This is a genomic window from Frigoribacterium sp. Leaf172 (genome assembly GCF_001424285.1).
GTDB lineage: Bacteria > Actinomycetota > Actinomycetes > Actinomycetales > Microbacteriaceae > Frigoribacterium.
The window spans coordinates 133432-151599 of sequence record NZ_LMPB01000001.1; the positions used below are offsets into that span (position 1 = coordinate 133432).

Genomic DNA, 18168 nt, shown 5'->3' on the forward strand with positions numbered 1-18168 from the left:
GAGAAGTAACCCTGCCGCTGCGCCTCGCGAAGCGGGAACGCTTAGATAAGGCTTCCACCAAGGTGCTGTCCGTCGGTGCGATGGGGCGTGGCCGTGAACTGAACAACAGGCTTTGGAAGGAATCCGTCACGGATGGTTCGCCACGCGCGGGCGGACACGTGGTGTGCTTCGTCGATTAAGAGGTGCGTGAACCGCGACAGGAACGCTGAGCGCACCTCAGCGGGATTGTTCGTTAGAGCGTTTGGCGTGGAGATCACGACGTTGCACGTGTCGGCAAGGGTGTCCGCGTCCGCGATGTCATCGAGTCGGCCGAACAACTTCCCAACGACGGGCATCGCGGAGGATTCAGGGACGAGGTCGAGCGTTGGGAGTACGCCGAGCGTTGCGAACTTTGCAGCGAGTTGGTCGCGGAGCGCGTCGGAGGGGACGACAACCAGAAGACGCTCGGTGCGAGTAGCGACCATGGCGGTCACCATCGTGTCGGTCTTTCCCGTACCGGTCGGCATGACGATGATGGCGGGGACGTGGGGGTCGGTGGTCCAGTACCCGATGAGTGCGTGGACCGCACCGACCTGGGGTGTGCGAAGTCCCGGGCGGTCTGGGCTCTCCTCGGCCAAGGGGAAGTTCGTTGGCCAGGTGTCGATCACTGCGGCCGGACCCATCGGCTGAGCGTCCGTGCCTTTCGCAGACGTCAGTATCTGGCTGGCTCGCCATTTCGACCCGCGGCGCTCTGTCGAGGTGCGGGGTTCTTCGTCAGTCTTGTCGGCCATTTTGCCCCCAACCGGAATCTAGCGGCAAAGAACTCAGAACGCGTCCATTGGCACACTAGGACGCGCGCATAAAACAAGTTGCATGGCAGACGGGAAGCGCGGGCCCCTCGACCCGGCGTCAAATTGAGCCTAATCGGCCCGAAAAGTTCGCGAGCGGATCCAACGCTGCGTATTACGATGAATTTTTTCAACCGCGACAATTCTCGCTTCAAAACGACAACTTGTCTTTCACTTCACACCGCGGACGACAACTGTCGGCGTTAGAGGTTACTTGTCACGATTGGTCGACATTTGACGCCTCTCAACCGCTTCTTGTCACGACGCGCTGCCACGCTACGTGTAATTTCGACAAAGAAGCTTTTTCACGATCTGGCTCGAATGAACCTCCGCCTTGATCTGGAAAGTCGACAGTAGCGCCGCTGGACGCTTATAGGAGCATTAGATCAAGGGACACCCGCGGGCTTATGGCGTCTCGGGTAAGCCCAAATCCCGACGCGTTCGTGAGTGCACGAGAGGCCCGAGGGCACTTGACCAGCTTGTCGATTCTTCCAACCTGGTCCTAGCAAGCGAGACCGCGTCGATCAGGATGCTGAACACGTCACCTTCTTGAGGATCTGCTCCCAGGAGAATGCCTGCCCGGCGGTGTCGCACGCCGACATTCATCAGTTCTAGCGCGCCTCGTGTCGCAACACCGTGAAGTAGATACTGGCTAAAGTTCCTTGCGGGGTCTCCCATACCCAGACCCTCTGCCTCAAGTAGTCGTTCGACAATGGCCATCGCTTGCTCTGCGAGAGTGACGAGGGTGTACAAGACAACGCTGGCATGCACTCTGAGACAAAGATCCATGTCTAGACCCGCCGCTTCAGCCATCTCGGAATAGGTGGCTCCCCTCATCCAACTGTCAATGATTGACCGCACTTCATCAATGTGCGGGTTGTCGGAAGTGTGAAACGCTGAGTCCACGGCTTGCAGATATTCCGGCCGCGCAAAAGCCCAATTGCAGAACCCCGATAGGAGATCGTTGTCGGTCGGCGACGTGATCAACGACCAGTCAGCGATCCGCGGCCTGAGGCTAGTAAGCACGCTGTCAAACAGCCTTGGGCTAGCGCCTGTTTCCCGAAACCATGTAAGCCGTCCGGACTCTCGATGTTCCTGCAGGCGGGTTCCGCGAAGCCGGAAAACCGTTGAGAGCAGCTGGCTCTCTTGTGCGGAGGCCTGAAGTGACGCGAACGTCGAAGCAGCCAGGGCGCCTACGGCTTCGTCGAACTCTGCCTCACCTATCTCCTCGCTCATGAGTTCGATCAACGTCTGGTCGAGGCCGTCGACGAGGGGAAAAAGCTCGGGCTGATCCTCGAGGAGCACATTGTCCAGAAGCACGCCACTAGTTGCAAGACGCGATCCAAGCTCACGAATAATCTGAATCAGGGCTCCATAAACCGGTTCGCCTGTCTGCCCCTCCGCGACAGGCTTCACCTCTTCCCACTGATTAGCGTTGGCGCAGATGACGAGACCGCGTGTAGCGCTCCCGGGACGCCCGACTCGTCCAACGAGATTCTTGATATCTCTCGCCAGCATCGGAAACTCTGCATCCTTGGTTCGCCGGCGAACTGAGTTCAACACGATGGTTCGCAGAGGGAGGTTTACGCCTTCCGCCAACGTAGACGTGCAGACGACCAGCGGCGATTGGCCTGTCTCAAGAAGCTGTTCCAAGATTTCGCGGGTCTCTTGCGGCAAGTCGCCGTGGTGCATGACAGCTCCCGCTTTGATCATCTTGGTGCCCACCCACTCGACACCAAATTCCCGACTGAGATAGTCGTGAACAACCTCCAGTGAGTTCGGCCTCACTGCAAAGTCGATCGGCTCCGGAAGAGGCAGAGCACGCTCCAACTGCAGGAGAAGCTCTTTAGATAGGGCGACGACACCCTGGGTACCGCTTTTGGCCGTGGTAAATACAGCAACGGCCCCCAGTCTGAGAGCCTTTCGAGCCGCTCCTATGGACCTGGCCTTGAACGAATCGTATGGGTGAGTTTTTAACCTGTTCGTCTCAAGGTTCAAGTACGTAAAGTCCCGCGGCTCAAGGAAGTTTTCCAAGGTATGAACTGGTAGTGCGGTGTCGATCTCGGCCAGCTCGAGATCGACGATCGCCTTCGCCCCTTTACCGCGACCCCGAAGTACGGCGTACTCAATCTCCGATGGACGAAAGGTGCTCCGAACGACGGAATCCGGCGAACCTCCAAGCCATTCATTGATTTCCTCGATATTGGGCACGACAGCCGACAGGAAAACGGTCCGTGGGGCAGCATGAGCCCGCTGAAGGCGAGCTAGCAAAAGCTCTAGCGCGATCCCTCGTCCATCGGAATCCAGTAGATGGCCCTCGTCACAAACAACAAGGCTGACTCGTCCAAGCAGATCGGGTTGCGCCCCAAGCAGCCCGATGAAGGACTCCGGCGTCGCCACGATAACGCTGAGCGAGTCAATGTCTCTCCGCTCGTCATCCGTAGGAACCGAACCTCCGTAGACGGTCCGCGTCTTCAGCCCAACTCGGCTGAGGCGCGCCGCCAAAGTCGTTCGGAGTTCACGGGCGAGCGCCCGAAATGGAACGAGTAGAACAACAAGGTCTTCGGGCGCTTGGGCAAGGTGGCTGAAAATCAACGTCTCCATCAACGCTGTCTTTCCGGCGCCTGTCGGCATTTGCAGTGAGAAACTCTCCGCGCTCGTGAGAAGCCCCGACTCGATGGCTTGGATCTGCGAGGGGAAAAAATCCCACACAGGAGGGCGTCGCTCAAGGAAGGAAGCAACGAGCGGGTCCCAAACTTGCGAGTGGCCATCGGGAAGCACTGCCCGAACATTGGTTTGCGTTAGCCGGCCGAGAACCTTGCCGTACAAGTAGCGGCTAATCCACGCCTCGGGCCCCTCGTCGATGACGTTGTCCGCGACTAATCGTGCCTTTTCAGCAGATGCCGAGATCTGTCCTGGCTTACCTGATCGGATCAAGTCGAGGAGGTCGCGCACTCGGGTGCTTTTGATCACGCGCGGCCTTGTAACTAGGTCGAAGGTAGCCCGCGCACGAGGCAAAGTCAGGGCACGAGGACGCACCCGCTGCATTGCTAAGTAGGCCGACGCCGAGTATCCGCCCATGAAAAAGGCCACGGCAGAGAAGAAGTGCGCATCGTTCTTGTTCGTGCCTGTCAGGCGGCGCGCCTCAACCTCAAGCGCATTCGCCACCGTGGCGTAGTCACGTGGCTCACCGTCGATCGATCTGATGAGGTCGAAAAGTTTACCCACCAGGGCGATGTACAGGTCCATCCGCCGGCGCTCAGAGAAGTCGAGTTGCCCAGTGGACGCATCAAGGGCGAAGTCATCGGCAGTCTGTTCAATTTGAGCCTCCACAATCCAGCTACGAAGGGTCCCCCTCACGCTTCAACCGTCCCTGCCGCGGCGGTTGTTGCAACTACCGCGACGGTCTCAGAAATGGCTTGGAAGACGGCTGAATATGTTTGTTTCAGTTCAGGCACGGACACGACAATGAGGGTCGCCCCAGCAAGCGTCTCAGCAGTGACCCCAGCAACTTCTTGAGCAACCAGATCCGCACTGATGACAGCCACGGCACGGTAGCTTAGTTCGGCCTGAGGATGGGCATCTGCGTGAATAAACCTATTGATTTGAGCCACAAGCTCGACCTCTGTGTGGAAGATAGATCGCTCACGGAGCCACACCAGAGTCGAAGCGAGACGCCCGCCTTGATCCTTCTTCGAGTCTTTGATGGCATCTTCGACAGGTGTCGATTTTTTACTCGTCGCCTTCGTCTTGACTTCCGCGCAGAACAGCTGATCTTGCTCTGACGAATCAGGCCACGACGGGAGAACAAACTGCACGACATCGGACTTTGGCGCGGGCATTTTTCGGTCTTGCTTGTATCGCCACTTTTTGGGATCGACAATCGCGCCGGGGTGCTGGAGAGCAGCCTGCATGACCGAAGTCAGCATCTCGCCAAAATCGCCAGACATTGTCGATCCAGGGTCAGGAAGTTTGAGCTTGACCAGATCACTCTTTGGCAGCTGCATGGCGACGTGTGCGCGCTCCAGTTCGTCGTCATCGACATAGAACTGGCGAAACGCGGAAGGCAACATCTGGATGAGGTCGTCACTGGCTTGATCGCTAATCTCAATCAAGACGTAGGGATCATCCTGGGAGGTGACAAACAACGACTTGGCAGAAGCCAAGTCGATATCCACGTGTTTCATCGATTCCCCTCTGGCGCCCGTCGTCGACCGAGTGCGCCCCTCGGCCGAGGCTATCGGTCCTTGACTGAAGCGAGCAGATCTCTGAGTCCAATTCCAGAGGCTTGCCGAGGTCCGTCTCGAGATCGTGAAGCCAGAGCAAGCGACGAACGAGGGTCAGGGCCCATGTGTACTGGTACCCCCGCGAATCGAGTTCCATGGCCACAGCCCTCAGGCTCTTACCGTGTCGCGCGAACTCGCGAGCAGCGGGTCCCCACGCCTCGAGTGAGGGCTCGGGCACCCGGGCTTCGGCGAGGTTTTCTAGGTTTCGGCGGAATCGTCGCGGCAGCCCCGACCAGACCATGTAGGCCAAGCCCATGTCGGCGCAGGTCCGCGCCACGAAAGCCTCCCGGGCGCGCCACTTTTCGCCCGCCCGTTCAACGGGATCTTTGACATCGACGACGAGGGACCGGGGATGGGACGAACTGGCAAGGAGGCAATCGGGCGTGTGGCTTTGAAGCGTCCCACCCTTGGGCCACGACAATGTGAAGGGCTGCCCCGCGATGAGCGTGACGAGGGGATGAAAGTCAGCCAGGAGATAGAAGGCGCCCTCATGGTGCGATTCCGCACCGATCAGATGAGCCATCGTCTCGACCCAGGGCGCAGTGGGGTGATTTTGTTGGTTCAGGCGACGGGCGAAGTCACGCATGGGGTACGCACGCGTGAAGACGGACGAGTCCACCTCGCTCGCTTTGCGTGTCGTGACGCTTGTGCCGTTGAGTGTGAACGAGACGTGGGGGGAGGCGATCTTGTCTAACGCCGAGAACTTGAGGCGTCGCTGTCCCCAAGATGGACGATTCACTCGGATACGCGCCGTCGTCCGTTCAAGGTCGCCGAACGATCGGGCGTCGTCCCTTAGCGGGCGCAACGGCATGGCGAAGTGCTCCGTCAGCTCGCGCAAGGGGTCATCGTCTGTGGCGTGCTCGTTGGTTGTCTTGCCGCGCTGAGACAGACGTCGGGTCCGGCGCACCAATTCGGGGCCTCGTTCCCCCGCCCAGGCCGGCACCCTCGTCGGTGGCGACACAGAAGGCAAGGTCCGCCTCCCAACCGACGATTCCAAGCCCGCAGGTTTCGGCGTGCTCTCGAAAGCAGTCATCGATCAGGTGCAGGACTGTGTGGGCGCCTGGAGCGTCACGGTTTAGACGGCTTAGAGCACTGCGCACCCCTAGACGGTTGCTGTGCCAGTCGCCAGCAACGGCCACGCGCTTTTCGTTCGAAAGCGTTAGGTCTGCAGTCAATTCGACATTACTTCCTGAGTCCGGCCACCCCTACGACAGTGGGTACTTGCACCAAACGGCGCCCCCGCCTACAGGCGGATGCTCGAAGTTCACGAGCCCACCTGGCACGAAAAGCTTCGAGCCATGGTCGTGGCTTGAGTGAATCGGCGAACGGACAGCGGTGAGCCCCGTCTCGCCGTGCAGCTGACCCGCCGTGCGCATAGGCCACTCGCTAAGCAGGCTGGTGTTCGCACGAACCAGGAGGGGGCCGGAGCGGTCTCTACGTCGTCACCTGTCGACACCATCGTTCGCTCCAGGCGGAGGAGAACCATACGCCTCCTGATGTGATTTTCACAACACCTCGATTACACTGGCAACATGAGCGAACTAGGTACCCGTCTCCTGCAGCGATGGGAAGAGGTCCACCCAGGTACCTCGCAGAACGAACTCGCCCGCCGAATCTCTATGGATCGATCCGCCTTGTCTCGGGTGATGAACGGAAAGCGCGGACTCGCGGGCCGTGAGCTGATCGCCCTCGCGCAGGAGTTGCAGACCTCGGTCGACTGGATACTGCTCGGTGAAGAGCCGTTCCCAGTTCAGGTAGCCGCCCGTCATGACTATCTCGGCAACGGCTCTTACGTCCTGGACAGGTCCGAGACCGTAGCTGCAACGGTGCGCGGCGTCGCCCAGGCATACGAGCAGGCGGGCGCATTGACGGAATGGCCCAATCGGCGGGATGTGCCGAGCGACCCCCGCGAGGCCCGCCAGTTACTAGAACTCGAGTTCGGCCCGACATGGCCGCGGCACTTCGCCGACGCTGTTGAGCGCACATTCGGGATCGACGTCATCAAGGCTGACTTGCCCGGATCTTCCGGGCTGTCACTGAAGCTGCCGAATGCCGTAGTGATCGTTGTCCCTACGGAGGCTTTCTGGGCACGCCAGAATTGGACGATCGCACACGAACTTGAGCACATAGCTTCAGGCGCGTTTTCCACAGATGGCAACCTTGGAAGTTCTGCGGAAAACGCTGCCCATAAATATGCGGCTGAGCTACTGCTTCCCGCCTCGGCATTGCGTCGCACCGCGTGGGAGCAGGTCACTGAAGCGCAGCTAGCAGATTACGTCTGGCACGCAGGCGTTTCAGTCGATGCGCTGCAACGTCGGCTCGCGTTCCTCAGGCTCGCGACGCCGGCAACGAACCTGAAGACACCCGCTCTGGCCCGGAAGCACATACTCGGCCAGTCGGTGTTCGATGACCCCGTTGCCGAACGCCTACAGGAAGCGGCTGCTCGACGGTTTCCCGTTCGACTCATCGCTGCCCACGAAGGCAAGCCGAAGAGCGCGCGCACACTCGAATGGATGCTCGGTGCCCCCTTCGAATCAGGGACCGACGATGAGCAGCGGGAAGACGACGCCTCCGAGAGCTTCCCCGACATGGACGACCTCGCCGCGGCGTTCGGCCTGAAGGTCGATTGACTGCATAGCCGTGTATTTTCCTGACAACACCGTCATGATCAACTTCGCCATCATCGGCGAAATGGGTTTGCTCAAGCGACTCCTGCGTGGCCAAGGCCAGTGGGTAGGCGCAGTTGAAGCCGAATGCGAGGACTCGTACCGCACGGGTCTATACATCGGAATTGATCAGGCATTCGAATTCATGCCCGACCCCATTCTCCTCGAGCCATTCGAGACTCGCGAGGCCCGACTCATCCGCCAGAGCATCGCTGACCCCCTCGACAAACCAACGAAGAGTTTGGGCGAAGCGGAAACGATCGCAGTCATCACGAACCGGCGCATTCATGGCGCGACCTTCATAACCGACGATGAGGGAGCCAAGCAATACATCGTGAACGAGGATCTGCCCATCAAGGTCTACACGACAACCGACCTACTTGCCCTTGCCGTGAAAGTCGAATACCTCACCCAGGAGCTGGCCGAGGCACACATCGATACGCTCGTTGCCCAGCGGCGCAAGAGAATCAGCATCAACCGGTTCCATCGGGTACTGCGGCAGGGCTCTCAAAACAGGAGTCCGCAGAAATCGGGCGTCTCGTAGCTGGGAAGTCGCGTCGTCACCGAGTCGACTGCACCCGAATGGGGTGCGTTGAGAACTATAGATTTATAGTTTTTCATGTTCTGCTGACGGGCGTGAGTGCCGCTAATTCCAGGGTGATCTGACGGCGACTGGGAGGCTTACGGCCCTGCCGCCGCCCCCTCACGTAATTCGATCGTTTGGCCAGAACGGCCATTGTCCGACCTTTTAGGCGAGGGCTGGCCCCGCAGGAGGAGGGGGCTGCTGCACCATCAATAGTCTGAAGCAACCAACAGGTGTCAGGGAAGCCGAGACCGTCTGACCTGTGCCCCTGAGCGGTGAACCCGCGACCAAGGATGGGCCACGGCAACGAGGAGCTTGACCGGTACTAGGCACGAGGGCCCCGTGATGGCCCAATGGACAAGACACAGCTAGGAGCGCACTAACCACCGCGCGTCCTGCTGGCAGACTCGTATATGTCATGAGCACCCGCAGAGCCCAGCGACCCCAGGGCCCCCCGCAGACGAGCCCGCCGGCTCCCGCCACCGGGAGCAGCCACGTGGGCGACGAACAATCTCGAGCGCGGGGCCGTCCGATCGGACACGGCGCCCGATGGTACGACCTCCCGTACCGGTTCCTCAGCCCGTTTCACTCACCCAGGCTGGCTCGTCGCCTTCCGACTCGCTGGCGCCTTCGAATAGGGGCAGCGTCCGGATTTCTATTCCAAGTTCACGTCACCCGAGAGCGGCGTCGCGAGAACGCGCCGAGACGGTTCGAGCGGATCACGGTTCCGCCCGCGGAAAGAGTGTCCATTCCCAACGTCTGGATAGTCGAGTACTTCACGGCTAGTAGCGTCCCTCAGCTCTACCGGGCGATGCGCCGGTCGGGCTGGGACGGTGCGAGGGTTGGGACACGCCCCGGGGGCGCTCGCACTCTGTTGTCTTCCCGATCCGGCCAAGGTCAGACGTGGTGGCGCATAGCCACCCTGGTTCCGTTCAAGGCCAAGTTTGCGTTTATCGATTCCCAGCGAGCGAACCTCCCAAAGGATGTTCGGGCCATCGAACTACTGGGCGTTTCGATCGAAAATGGCCTGACGGCCGTCGTGGCAAACTTCACCCTAGAAGCCTCAGTCGCGGATCGTCTCAATGGCGAGCTGCATAAACTCCATCGTGCCGCTCTAATCAAGCGGGAGGGGAGGTCCTCCGTGTCGCAAGGCCCACGGTTCGTCCTGTACGACCGTGTTCAGACAGCACGAACGGCCCTGCATCACGAGCTTCGCCAGTGGATGGGCAGCAATCTCCCCGGGGCATTTGCGCGGTCCAAGGAAGTCCATCCTCTCTTCGATCTGCTCTTCTTTGAAGTAGCAAAGCATTGGTCGGATGACGACGCACAATCCGACAAGAATGATGCACCTCGGGCTTGTGGCGTGGAGGTCAATTCGCCCTTCAACATAGCTAGCGACCAGCTTCCTGGCCTCCAGCTGCACCCGCCAGGCCGGACGGAATGGGCTCCCAAGATCGCCCCCAACACCTGGACACTGTGGGGTAATTCGTCGGCCGTGCCTGATTTGGCGGTGGGGACTGAGGATGCCAGCGTTGCTGACGCAGGTTACTTCGTCGGCGAAGAGATGACCGACTACTTCACGCGCACTGGTCTCACGGCACTGCTTGATCAGCTCCGCAGCAACGCATCCATCGCGTACGACAACGCGCGAGAGCTGCACGGCGGGACTAGTAGTCGAGACCTGAAGCGCCTGCGAGATCGGACGCTCACCACGAGTCTCGACCTTGCGCGGCTTGAAGAAGACATTGAGACGTATAACAATCAACACTGGCGCGAGCGAGAGCCGCAATTTCACCTTGATTACACGCCGGCGGTAAAAAAACTCGACGCCGAAGCTGGCCGGTCTGCCTTCGAGCGGGTCGACCTTAACAAGTCCGATAGGGATCGCCAGAAGCAGCTGGCGAAAGAGATTGTCGCCTTTGACGCGAGGTACCGGGATGTCCTCAGCACTGCGGCGTCCCTGGGAGCGTCTTTGGACGCCCGCCGCGCCCAGCGGCTAGCGACTGGCGTGTCTCTTGTCTCGCTCGGCGTCGCCCTTGTAACCCTGTGGGTGACCCAGGAGACGCCTCCTAATCTCGCCAGCCTGGCGGGCCAGATCTTCGATTCCCTCCGGTGGCCGACCTGATTCCTCATCGCGCAGGGCTGCAACCGTGCCTGGCGGCGGCACAAGGGTGCTTGGCCTGCCACCGCTGCGGGCTCGGCCAGAGCAACCTCGTCCTCTGCGCTGGGCCGTCCACCAGCGCAGAACATGGCACTACCTCTCTTCGGCAATGAGAGGCCGCAGGCTCCGATGTGCGATCCGAAGGCCCTCCAGAATCTTTTCGTCCTCGCCACCCCAAAGCGGATCCTCGTGTTCGACCGAAAACGTGCCATCGAAGCCGGCTTCGTAAAGCCTGTCACCGACACGAGGCCAGTCCACAACGCCGCGACCTGGGACACGAAAGCGCCAACAGCCCATGTCCCACGGGTCATTCCCCTTCTCGACCTTGCCAAAGAACCCGTATTGATTGCGGTCTCGCGGGAAGACTTCAAAGTCTTTTTCCTGGGCGTGAACGATGCGCTGAGCGAAGGGGAGAATGGTCTCGAGCGGGTCAATTCCTGTCCACGTCAGGTGCGACGGGTCCCAGTTGAGACCAAAGCCTAAGCCCGTGACCCATTCCCACAACTCCGGTGAGTACGCGATGTTGCCTGGGTAGCCGTCCGGATGCCACCCCTCCTTCACGCAGTTCTCGTAGCTCAGCGGCACTGTCCGCAGATCGAGCCTGATTGCGCCCGAGAATGCCTGTGATCTGACCGTAGGAGGCTTGAATCGCTTGTGCGTGAACTCCAGCGATCATTCCTGTTCCGATGATCGCCGCTCGCACTGTTCCGACCGGACTGGCAGCGCTCTGTCGCACCGCTTCTACCGTCCCTCGAAGGGCTGGGCCGGAAGAGGGCTGGGCCCCGGCTCAGGACCGCGAAGATGACGATTGGCGGGAGCATCATGAGCACCGACGCGGCCATGACTGACCCCCAGTCGGTTGCGTTCTGTTGGAAGAACGATTGCAGGCCCAGCGGAAGAGTGAAGACAGGGTCGGACTTCAGAAAGACGATGGCGACCGAATAGTCGTTCCATGCAAGCAGGAACGCGGAGCCCATGGCTGCCAGCGGACCAGATCTTCCAGCGCAGTGACAACCTTGGCTCGTGAACCCTCTCCGAGACGACTACGTCAATTCGATGCCCTCAGACCCTGATCTTCTCGTGGAGCGGGGACGTGTGGCCTGGGCAGCAGCTCGCCTCCACGCCGGCGTGCGTGATGCGATCAACAATTACCAAGGCGCTGCATCGGACGCGCCGTTCAAGGCGACACCGGGACAGGCCATATCCGAGCTGGAGAGACTGGCCGAGCGTGAAGCGCGATCGGATCAACAGGCCTGGATAAGCACAAGCGGGCGCCCAGCCTTAAGGCGGAGGAACGCGGTCATTCATGCTGTGACATACACGGCGAACGACGGCAAGCAAGCTCTCGGGACCGTAGACCACTCACGTCCGCGCCACTTCCTGACCGCTGACCTTCGAAATGTGACGCGGGACCTGATCGCAGCCTCCATGACTCTCCCGTCGTGATCGCCTGGCGTGCTCTTGGCTCAAGTTCAAAGCTATGTCTGGTGCAGGGACTTGGGTTACTTCAAGCGTGTACGACAGCTACACGCTTCAAGCATGACGGCTGAGACCTCTGTGACCCAGCGCTTCGCTGACATCGCCGCGACACAGTGGGGCATGATCACGACGGCGCAGGCGCGTGTGCAGGGCGTTGCCCGAGCAAACTTGGCTCATCGCGTCAGGACGGGCGTGCTAGAACGAACAGACGAGTACGGGGTTTACCGACTTGTTGCGGCACCGTCGAACCCTCTTGACACGATCCGTGCGTCATGACTGTCGACGAATCCTGGAGCGTTGGCACCAGACCGGACCTCATCACTTCGTCCAGACGCCGTGGTGGCCTCGGCGGCCGCTGCCATGGACCATGGCATAGGCGACGTCTGCCCAGCCTCATACCGAATGATTGTCCCCAACCGCCGGCAGAACACGACGGGAACCATCGCCTACTCCTGGCGCCCACTCGATCCTCGTGACGTCGAGGTCGTCGACGGCCTGCCCGTCACAACACGTGAGCGGACCATCGTCGCTTTGCTGAGCGACGAGGGCGACATCTCCATCGCTGCCGACGCGCTCCAGGATGCATTGCGGGGGGATCGTGATCTCGCCCCAACTCGCCTGGGGGAATTGCTTGCCCCTCATGCGGAACATTCCGGACAGCGCGCTGGAGACGGGGCTGGTGCTCTTGCGCGCCTCACGCTCACTGCAGGATGGACCCCGTGTCACAAGCCAGTCGCGCACTTGATCGTGTCCTGTCAGCAGGGAGGACATTGCCAGGAACGGAGGCCTTCGTCAATCAGTTCGTCGCAGGTTTGCCCTCCTTGGCCGCATCGCTGCCAGTCGCGGTGCCCAGTCTCGAGAGGCTCCTGAATGCAGCGAAGCACTACACCCGACTTCGCGAATCAACGCATCTTGAGCCGACATCGCTACCTAAGCAAGAAAAGGTATTCATTCCCTTCTCGCCCCCCATCAACCGCACGCTTGCGAAGCTAACCCGGGGAACTGCGGCTCAAACTAGACGTGCCGCAATGACAACGGGCTACCAGTAGATAGCGAGAATTTCCACTTCGAGGTGATGCGATGTCGCAAGAGGCTTCTCAAGCTGGCCTAGTTGAGACCCTGCACTTGGAGCAAACTCCTCCAGAGTCGCCAGCTGCGCCTCCGCCGACGAATCCCCGTCGACGTCTATGCCTGCTGCCGCTGCTCGAGCGACCAACGCTTCCATAGCGTCGGCTGCGTCTGCGGAACCAGGAGTGAGGCGCCGCTGCCCTCCAATCAGATGGGCGCAATCCTCCAAGACCTGGTCACCCTCCAGGCCGATTTTCTTGCCAAATGAGACAAGGAGATCGGCGATGAGGGGTTGCACTGATGGCGCAGGAAAACTCTGCTGTTCGATCTGGAACAAGAGAGGATCGAGAGCCTTCTTCAGCGGTTCCGCGACTTGCTCCATCGAGTCGAAAAGCCGGGCCGCAGACCACGTAGGCCGTACCTTGGGTTCAACAACTCGGGCCAACACAAGGAAGCGACGCTTTCCGAAGAGCACGCGCGTGGGGTTCACCCAGAACGACGACTCTTCTGTCTGAGCGACGAGATGGAGCGGAGGCTCGCTGGACGAACCGAACACGATCTCGCCGTCTCGGGCGGTGAAGCCCGGGATCGGAGCCTTGATCGGAATGGTGCCGCGCGCGAGCCGGCCCAGCAGTTTTGCGATCCCGGCCATCTCTGTTGTCTCGAATGTCTGGCCGTGAGGAGAGACACCCTCTTGGGCCAGTTGAGAAAAATCGTTGAAAAAGGTCGAGATCTTCAGCAGCGGGTCGGCGTCAAGATCCACTGGGACCTCAATGAGGTCGCCTCGCTTTAAGGCCCCACCAGCGGGCAGCCCCTGAGCCATATCTGAACCCGCGTCCCATGCCAGCCGGGACCTCTCGCCGGCCAAAAAGTACCGGAACAGTGACTGCAGCGTTGCTTGGCGTTCAACTTCAGAGCCTTTGGACGTCGACGATCCGTACTTACCTGACACGTCCGCCGAGTACAGGGTCGGAATTCCAGAACTGATGGTGCCTTCGACGGAAAAGTCATGGCTAGACGAAATGTTCTCAACGGTTCGTGTTTCCTCCGGCCCGTAGCGTGAAGCCATGAGGCTGCGAAGAGCTACGGCGTCAAGGTAGACGAACTGGCGCAAACTCGAATCTGCCTTGAGCCGTTTTTCGAGATTCTCCGCGACGCGCGTCCTCTCAGTCTCGCGGCGCCGGCGCTCGGCTCGTGCTTTTCGCCAGCTAGCAAAGGTCATTTTGTTCCATCCTGTTGACGGGCCGTTGCGAATTGGACTGCGCTCAGCAAGTCCACTGCCGCAATCCTTGATCGACGTGCACGTACAGCTCGGACAGCCGCGATCGTGAATAGCTCTTCAAGCTGAGCTGGGGTCCAGTCAGGGGTTCGGGCTGCGACTTCTGCGAGGGGTAGATTTTGGAGAAGGTCATGTCGCCGGGCCAATGCGGTAAGAACGGCTACCCGCCCTTTTTCGTTTCCGGCGTCGAAGTGCAGAGAGTAGGAGAAACGCCCGGGCCGGCGCAGTGCTGGGTCAATCTCGTCAACCTGGTTCGTCGTACCTATTGTCAGTACCCGTTCATGGGACTTGAACCCGTCCATGTTGACCAGCAGGGCCGCTACAAGTCGGTCCGCGTAGTCGTGAGATTGCGGACCCCGACTTGAGGCGATGCTGTCCAATTCGTCGATGAAGACAATCGCAGGTGCCTGTTCCGCTGCCGCCTCGTATAGGGCATTCAGACGGCCTTCACTCTCGCCAACGTACTTTCCCACCAGGCTGGGCCCGCTGATAACGAAGATCTTCGCTTCGGCCTCGCTAGCCATGATCTTGCCGAGGAACGTCTTCCCTGTGCCTGGAGGACCCTCGAAGATGACACCCCTCGTCGGTTTACCTCCCATGCCGGTCAAGGTGTCAGCCTGAAGGAGGTGCAGCTCTACCAACTCCCTGGCATCGGCCACCAAGTCTGGGCTGCCACCGAAGTCTGACCAGGTCAGACCCGAGGACACGGTCTCGAGAAGGCTCTCCGCATGCGCAGCGAACTCCTCGCTTTGAGAGTCTGACTTCGCCTCGTTGCCCTTGGCCTCTCCCTCGTCGATGACGGCCACGATCTCGCCAAGCGGATTGATGCGAACAAGGGTTCCTGCCGCCACGTCCAAACCGGCCGTGTTTTTCAGCGCGAAGGGTGCAGTCGCCTGATTGGCGAAAGCCAAATCGCCGTCTACGGAAACCACCCTGAGCACTCTGCCCCGACTAGGCCAGAGGGATTCGTCGGCAAGGGTGGCCTGTCCGGCTAGAAGCTGAAGAGCCACGCCCGGCTCCAAATCGCGAAGGCCCCTGGGAAGCTGGAGGGGAAAGACAGCTCCGAGGGCGTTCTCGACTTGAGCAATCCGTCCAAGACAGGACAGCACGCGGACGAAGTAACCCTCTTCGAAGGCTTCAGTCACGACTTAGCTCTGGCTCTCTCTCGGGCACGAGTTCACACCGCACGATAATGGGCCCCTTCGAAATACGTATGGGTGAGATGGGCCAAGCAACGCATGAGCGGTAAGTCGTCGCCGCAATCTCGTCATTCTCCACTGCATCAGTTGGGACTACTGCACTGCCACTGCAACGTCGACGACGAAGTGCACTCGAACGCCGGACTTGACAGCGAGCTTGGGGGTTTAGCAATGCTGTTTGAAACGTGACCGGCCATACAACTTGTCACTTTTACGAAGAGGAGACGACTTGCGCGGCCGGGAGACACGTTGTGCGTGCCGCTGACAACAACTGTAGGGTCCGAGCGTCCATTGCAGTGGACAGAATGTCCTGGTCAAGAGGGATATTTTTCTACACATCACCTGTTGTCTTGCGTTTCATCGCTGAAGTGGCCCTCGCACCCAAAGGTATCGAATGAGTCGAGCGACGCCAGCGACCAAGTCGTCCGCCACCAAACCACGCCCGTCCCGGGGACCTATGCAGCTCGATGCTCAGACTGGCTTCCCTCGGGGAAGCCCTAGGGGAACTGGAGAAGCCAAGCCCCCAAGGTGCAGCGCTCCAATTTGAGCGCAAGGTCTCGTGCTCTAAGTGTCCGAGAACGGGCTTCGCACCCTTCAGTGCTATTGAGACTTGACCACGTTGTGAGGTTACCTCACCGAATGTTGGCTTCTGCCCATAGCATCGAGTGATCGACTTGGGGGGGGCACATGGAAGTCCGAGACAGCACAGTAGCGCGGACTGCGATCGCACCATCGGTGCGCGAGAGGCTGTGGGGCAAGTCTGCGGGCAGATGCGTCCTTTGTGCCCGATCGGTGATCGACGACACCACGTTCTGGCACGACATCAACGTCGGTGAAGTTGCACACAACGTCGGCGCATCCGAAGGCGCCAATTCTCCTCGTGGCGATTCCGAACTCACGGCCAAGGAACGATCCGATGAAGAGAACCTTCTCTTGCTGTGTCACGACTGCCACCAGCGGATTGATTCAAGATTTCATCGGGCCGACTATTCGGTCGATTTCCTCCGTACGAAGAAGGCCGAGCACGAGCTTAGAGTCCGCGAAGTCACCGAGGATCGTCGTCGCCGGTGTCGCGGTGGCCACCAGCGTGCAGGAGGTCACGATCCTGCCCGACTGACCGCCCGGGGCGAAGCGCATTCTCAGATCGGAGCCGCTTCTGAAGGCTGATCAGAAGCCGGCCTCGAATGCCATCACCTAGTCCCTGCTGCGGCCTCTAAGCGAGTTCACTGGACGAGGGGGAAGGTTCCCATCACGTTGAGACCATAAAGAGCTGGCTGTACCGGTGAGCCCACGCCGTCCTGTGGACCGCTAATCGCCGAGGACTTTGCGCGAGGGCCGGTGGAGGTCCACGAGGAGGTCTACAGCGGACTCGGACAACCCAAGTGTGGGTGCCAGTGCACGAATCGATTTGCCCTGAGACATAGCGGCCCAGAGGTTGTCGAGGATAGACCCTCCGGAAATCACTTCGCTTAGGCCTTGGGGTAGCGACACCGGAAGTGCCGGTTCCCAAAGGACAGGTTCCCCCTTGATGCCACGGTCGAGGAGGAACTTCAGGGCTACAGCATCGAGAGCTTGCTGCGTTTCGAGGCTCATTCGGCGACGAAGTTGATCGTGGTACTGGCTGGCACGTCCTGGTTGCTGCGACTCCGTACCTACGCCACCCGAAACGCGTGCGATCAAGTACTGCTCCGCCCACCAGGCATCCCAAAGGAAGGAGCGTGACGTTATTCCGTCGGCACTTGCCAGCTCTTGCCATGCATGCTGGGCGAGGAGCCCGTCGTAATCGATCCCTCGCCTGCGGGCATAGTCGATCGGGCTGCCGTTCTTGTCCAGAAGGTCCGCGAGAGAGCACAGCTCGCGGAGGACATCCCGGGTTCGGTCATCGCCGGCGTCGAAGTACTTAGTCCACCGCAGTTTCTTGGGCGCTTCCCCTAGCTTGGTTCGAAGGCGCACTATGTGTCTGCTCGGCGCCCCGGGCAGGAGGAGAGCTGAAGCCAGAGCGCGTCGGTAGGCCTCGGGGTGCTTATCCCATGGTGCGCTGAGTCGAATCGACCAGCTGGGCCACATCAGTGCGGGTGTCCAACGTGCTCGTTGATCGATCTCGCTTTCGGTGACGCTAGGCCTCGAGGGATTATTCGTGCAGGTGTAGAACCTCAGGCGATCAAGCCAGGCAAGCTCAGGATCCAGATCTCTGGTTAGTTCTCGTCTGAGGTTCTCCGATGTGTCGCCCAGGTAAGCGAAGATCGCGGACGGGGTCGTCTCGCGTGCCATGCCGCGCAGGTGGGAGACGATGGGTGACAGGAGGCGGTTGGAGTCACCCTTGTCGCCTCCGCGCATCGCGTGGAGCGCATATGTCGATACGCCGGCCATCCAGAGGCTGTCCGTCGGTGCTGATGCTCCCTTGCGGCCCGAGGGAGGTCGGAGTCCAAGAAAAGCTGATGACACTACTTGCGTCTCTTGGCCGAGGAGGTCGTTTGAATCAAAGTGCTCCAAGCCCACGGCGATCGCACGGAGGTCTTGAAGGAAGCCCCAGACTTCGGCATCAGAAGATCCACCCTCGATTAGAGCCAGAATCTCGGCTTGTGTTTGGAGGATCGGGTGATCAGGAGGGAGTCTTTCT

At 60.1% G+C, this 18168-nt stretch carries 13 protein-coding genes; 5 read left to right on the forward strand and 8 right to left on the reverse strand.

The features are described 5' to 3' along the window. Window positions 1-41 precede the first annotated feature (41 nt). The 4 genes from ASF89_RS00650 to ASF89_RS16245 form a co-directional block, all read right to left on the reverse strand. Window positions 42-770, reverse strand: coding sequence for a DEAD/DEAH box helicase family protein (locus ASF89_RS00650; RefSeq protein WP_082489673.1), 729 nt, complete (start codon window positions 768-770; stop codon window positions 42-44). A 462-nt stretch (window positions 771-1232) separates the two neighbouring features. Continuing rightward, window positions 1233-4187, reverse strand: coding sequence for a DEAD/DEAH box helicase (locus ASF89_RS15190; protein WP_156463267.1), 2955 nt, complete (start codon window positions 4185-4187; stop codon window positions 1233-1235). Then, on the reverse strand, window positions 4184-5014 hold the full coding sequence (locus ASF89_RS15195) for a Hachiman antiphage defense system protein HamA (protein ID WP_082489675.1): 831 nt from the start codon (window positions 5012-5014) through the stop codon (window positions 4184-4186). Before ASF89_RS15195 ends, ASF89_RS15190 begins: the two co-directional genes overlap by 4 nt. Continuing rightward, window positions 4953-6146, reverse strand: coding sequence for a TnsA-like heteromeric transposase endonuclease subunit (locus tag ASF89_RS16245; RefSeq protein WP_082489676.1), 1194 nt, complete (start codon window positions 6144-6146; stop codon window positions 4953-4955). Before ASF89_RS16245 ends, ASF89_RS15195 begins: the two co-directional genes overlap by 62 nt. A 499-nt stretch (window positions 6147-6645) precedes the next feature. Between ASF89_RS16245 and ASF89_RS15200 the strand changes: the two genes are divergently transcribed. The 3 genes from ASF89_RS15200 (at window position 6646) to ASF89_RS15530 (ending at window position 10487) form a co-directional block, all read left to right on the forward strand. After that, window positions 6646-7743 (forward strand): helix-turn-helix domain-containing protein, encoded by a 1098-nt coding sequence (locus ASF89_RS15200; RefSeq protein ID WP_082489677.1) that lies wholly within the window; start codon window positions 6646-6648, stop codon window positions 7741-7743. Window positions 7744-7777: 34 nt separating this feature from the next. After that, window positions 7778-8323 (forward strand): hypothetical protein, encoded by a 546-nt coding sequence (locus ASF89_RS00665; protein ID WP_156463268.1) that lies wholly within the window; start codon window positions 7778-7780, stop codon window positions 8321-8323. A 1078-nt stretch (window positions 8324-9401) separates the two neighbouring features. Then, on the forward strand, window positions 9402-10487 hold the full coding sequence (locus tag ASF89_RS15530; protein WP_156463269.1) for a hypothetical protein: 1086 nt from the start codon (window positions 9402-9404) through the stop codon (window positions 10485-10487). A 129-nt stretch (window positions 10488-10616) separates the two neighbouring features. On the opposite strand, the gene ASF89_RS00675 is transcribed toward ASF89_RS15530, so the two are convergent. Continuing rightward, window positions 10617-11108 (reverse strand): sugar phosphate isomerase/epimerase, encoded by a 492-nt coding sequence (locus ASF89_RS00675; RefSeq protein ID WP_235483943.1) that lies wholly within the window; start codon window positions 11106-11108, stop codon window positions 10617-10619. 954 nt (window positions 11109-12062) lie between these two features. Between ASF89_RS00675 and ASF89_RS16250 the strand changes: the two genes are divergently transcribed. Continuing rightward, window positions 12063-12278, forward strand: coding sequence for a type IV toxin-antitoxin system AbiEi family antitoxin domain-containing protein (locus ASF89_RS16250; RefSeq protein ID WP_082489680.1), 216 nt, complete (start codon window positions 12063-12065; stop codon window positions 12276-12278). 763 nt (window positions 12279-13041) lie between these two features. Here ASF89_RS16250 and ASF89_RS15535 read toward each other — a convergent pair. After that, complete coding sequence (locus ASF89_RS15535) at window positions 13042-14292, reverse strand: hypothetical protein (protein WP_156463270.1); 1251 nt, start codon at window positions 14290-14292, stop codon at window positions 13042-13044. Next, the gene (locus ASF89_RS15220) at window positions 14289-15494 is read right to left on the reverse strand and encodes a 26S protease regulatory subunit (RefSeq protein ID WP_156463271.1); all 1206 of its coding nucleotides are present in this window, start codon (window positions 15492-15494) and stop codon (window positions 14289-14291) included. The genes ASF89_RS15535 and ASF89_RS15220 overlap by 4 nt, the downstream gene beginning before the upstream one ends. Window positions 15495-16235: 741 nt before the next feature. Here ASF89_RS15220 and ASF89_RS15540 point away from each other — a divergent pair. Then, window positions 16236-16715, forward strand: a complete 480-nt coding sequence (locus tag ASF89_RS15540) for an HNH endonuclease (RefSeq protein ID WP_156463272.1) — start codon at window positions 16236-16238, stop codon at window positions 16713-16715. A 141-nt stretch (window positions 16716-16856) separates the two neighbouring features. On the opposite strand, the gene ASF89_RS16005 is transcribed toward ASF89_RS15540, so the two are convergent. After that, entirely contained in the window at window positions 16857-17918 is a 1062-nt protein-coding gene (locus tag ASF89_RS16005; RefSeq protein WP_235483944.1) for a hypothetical protein, read from the reverse strand. Window positions 17919-18168: the final 250 nt, after the last annotated feature.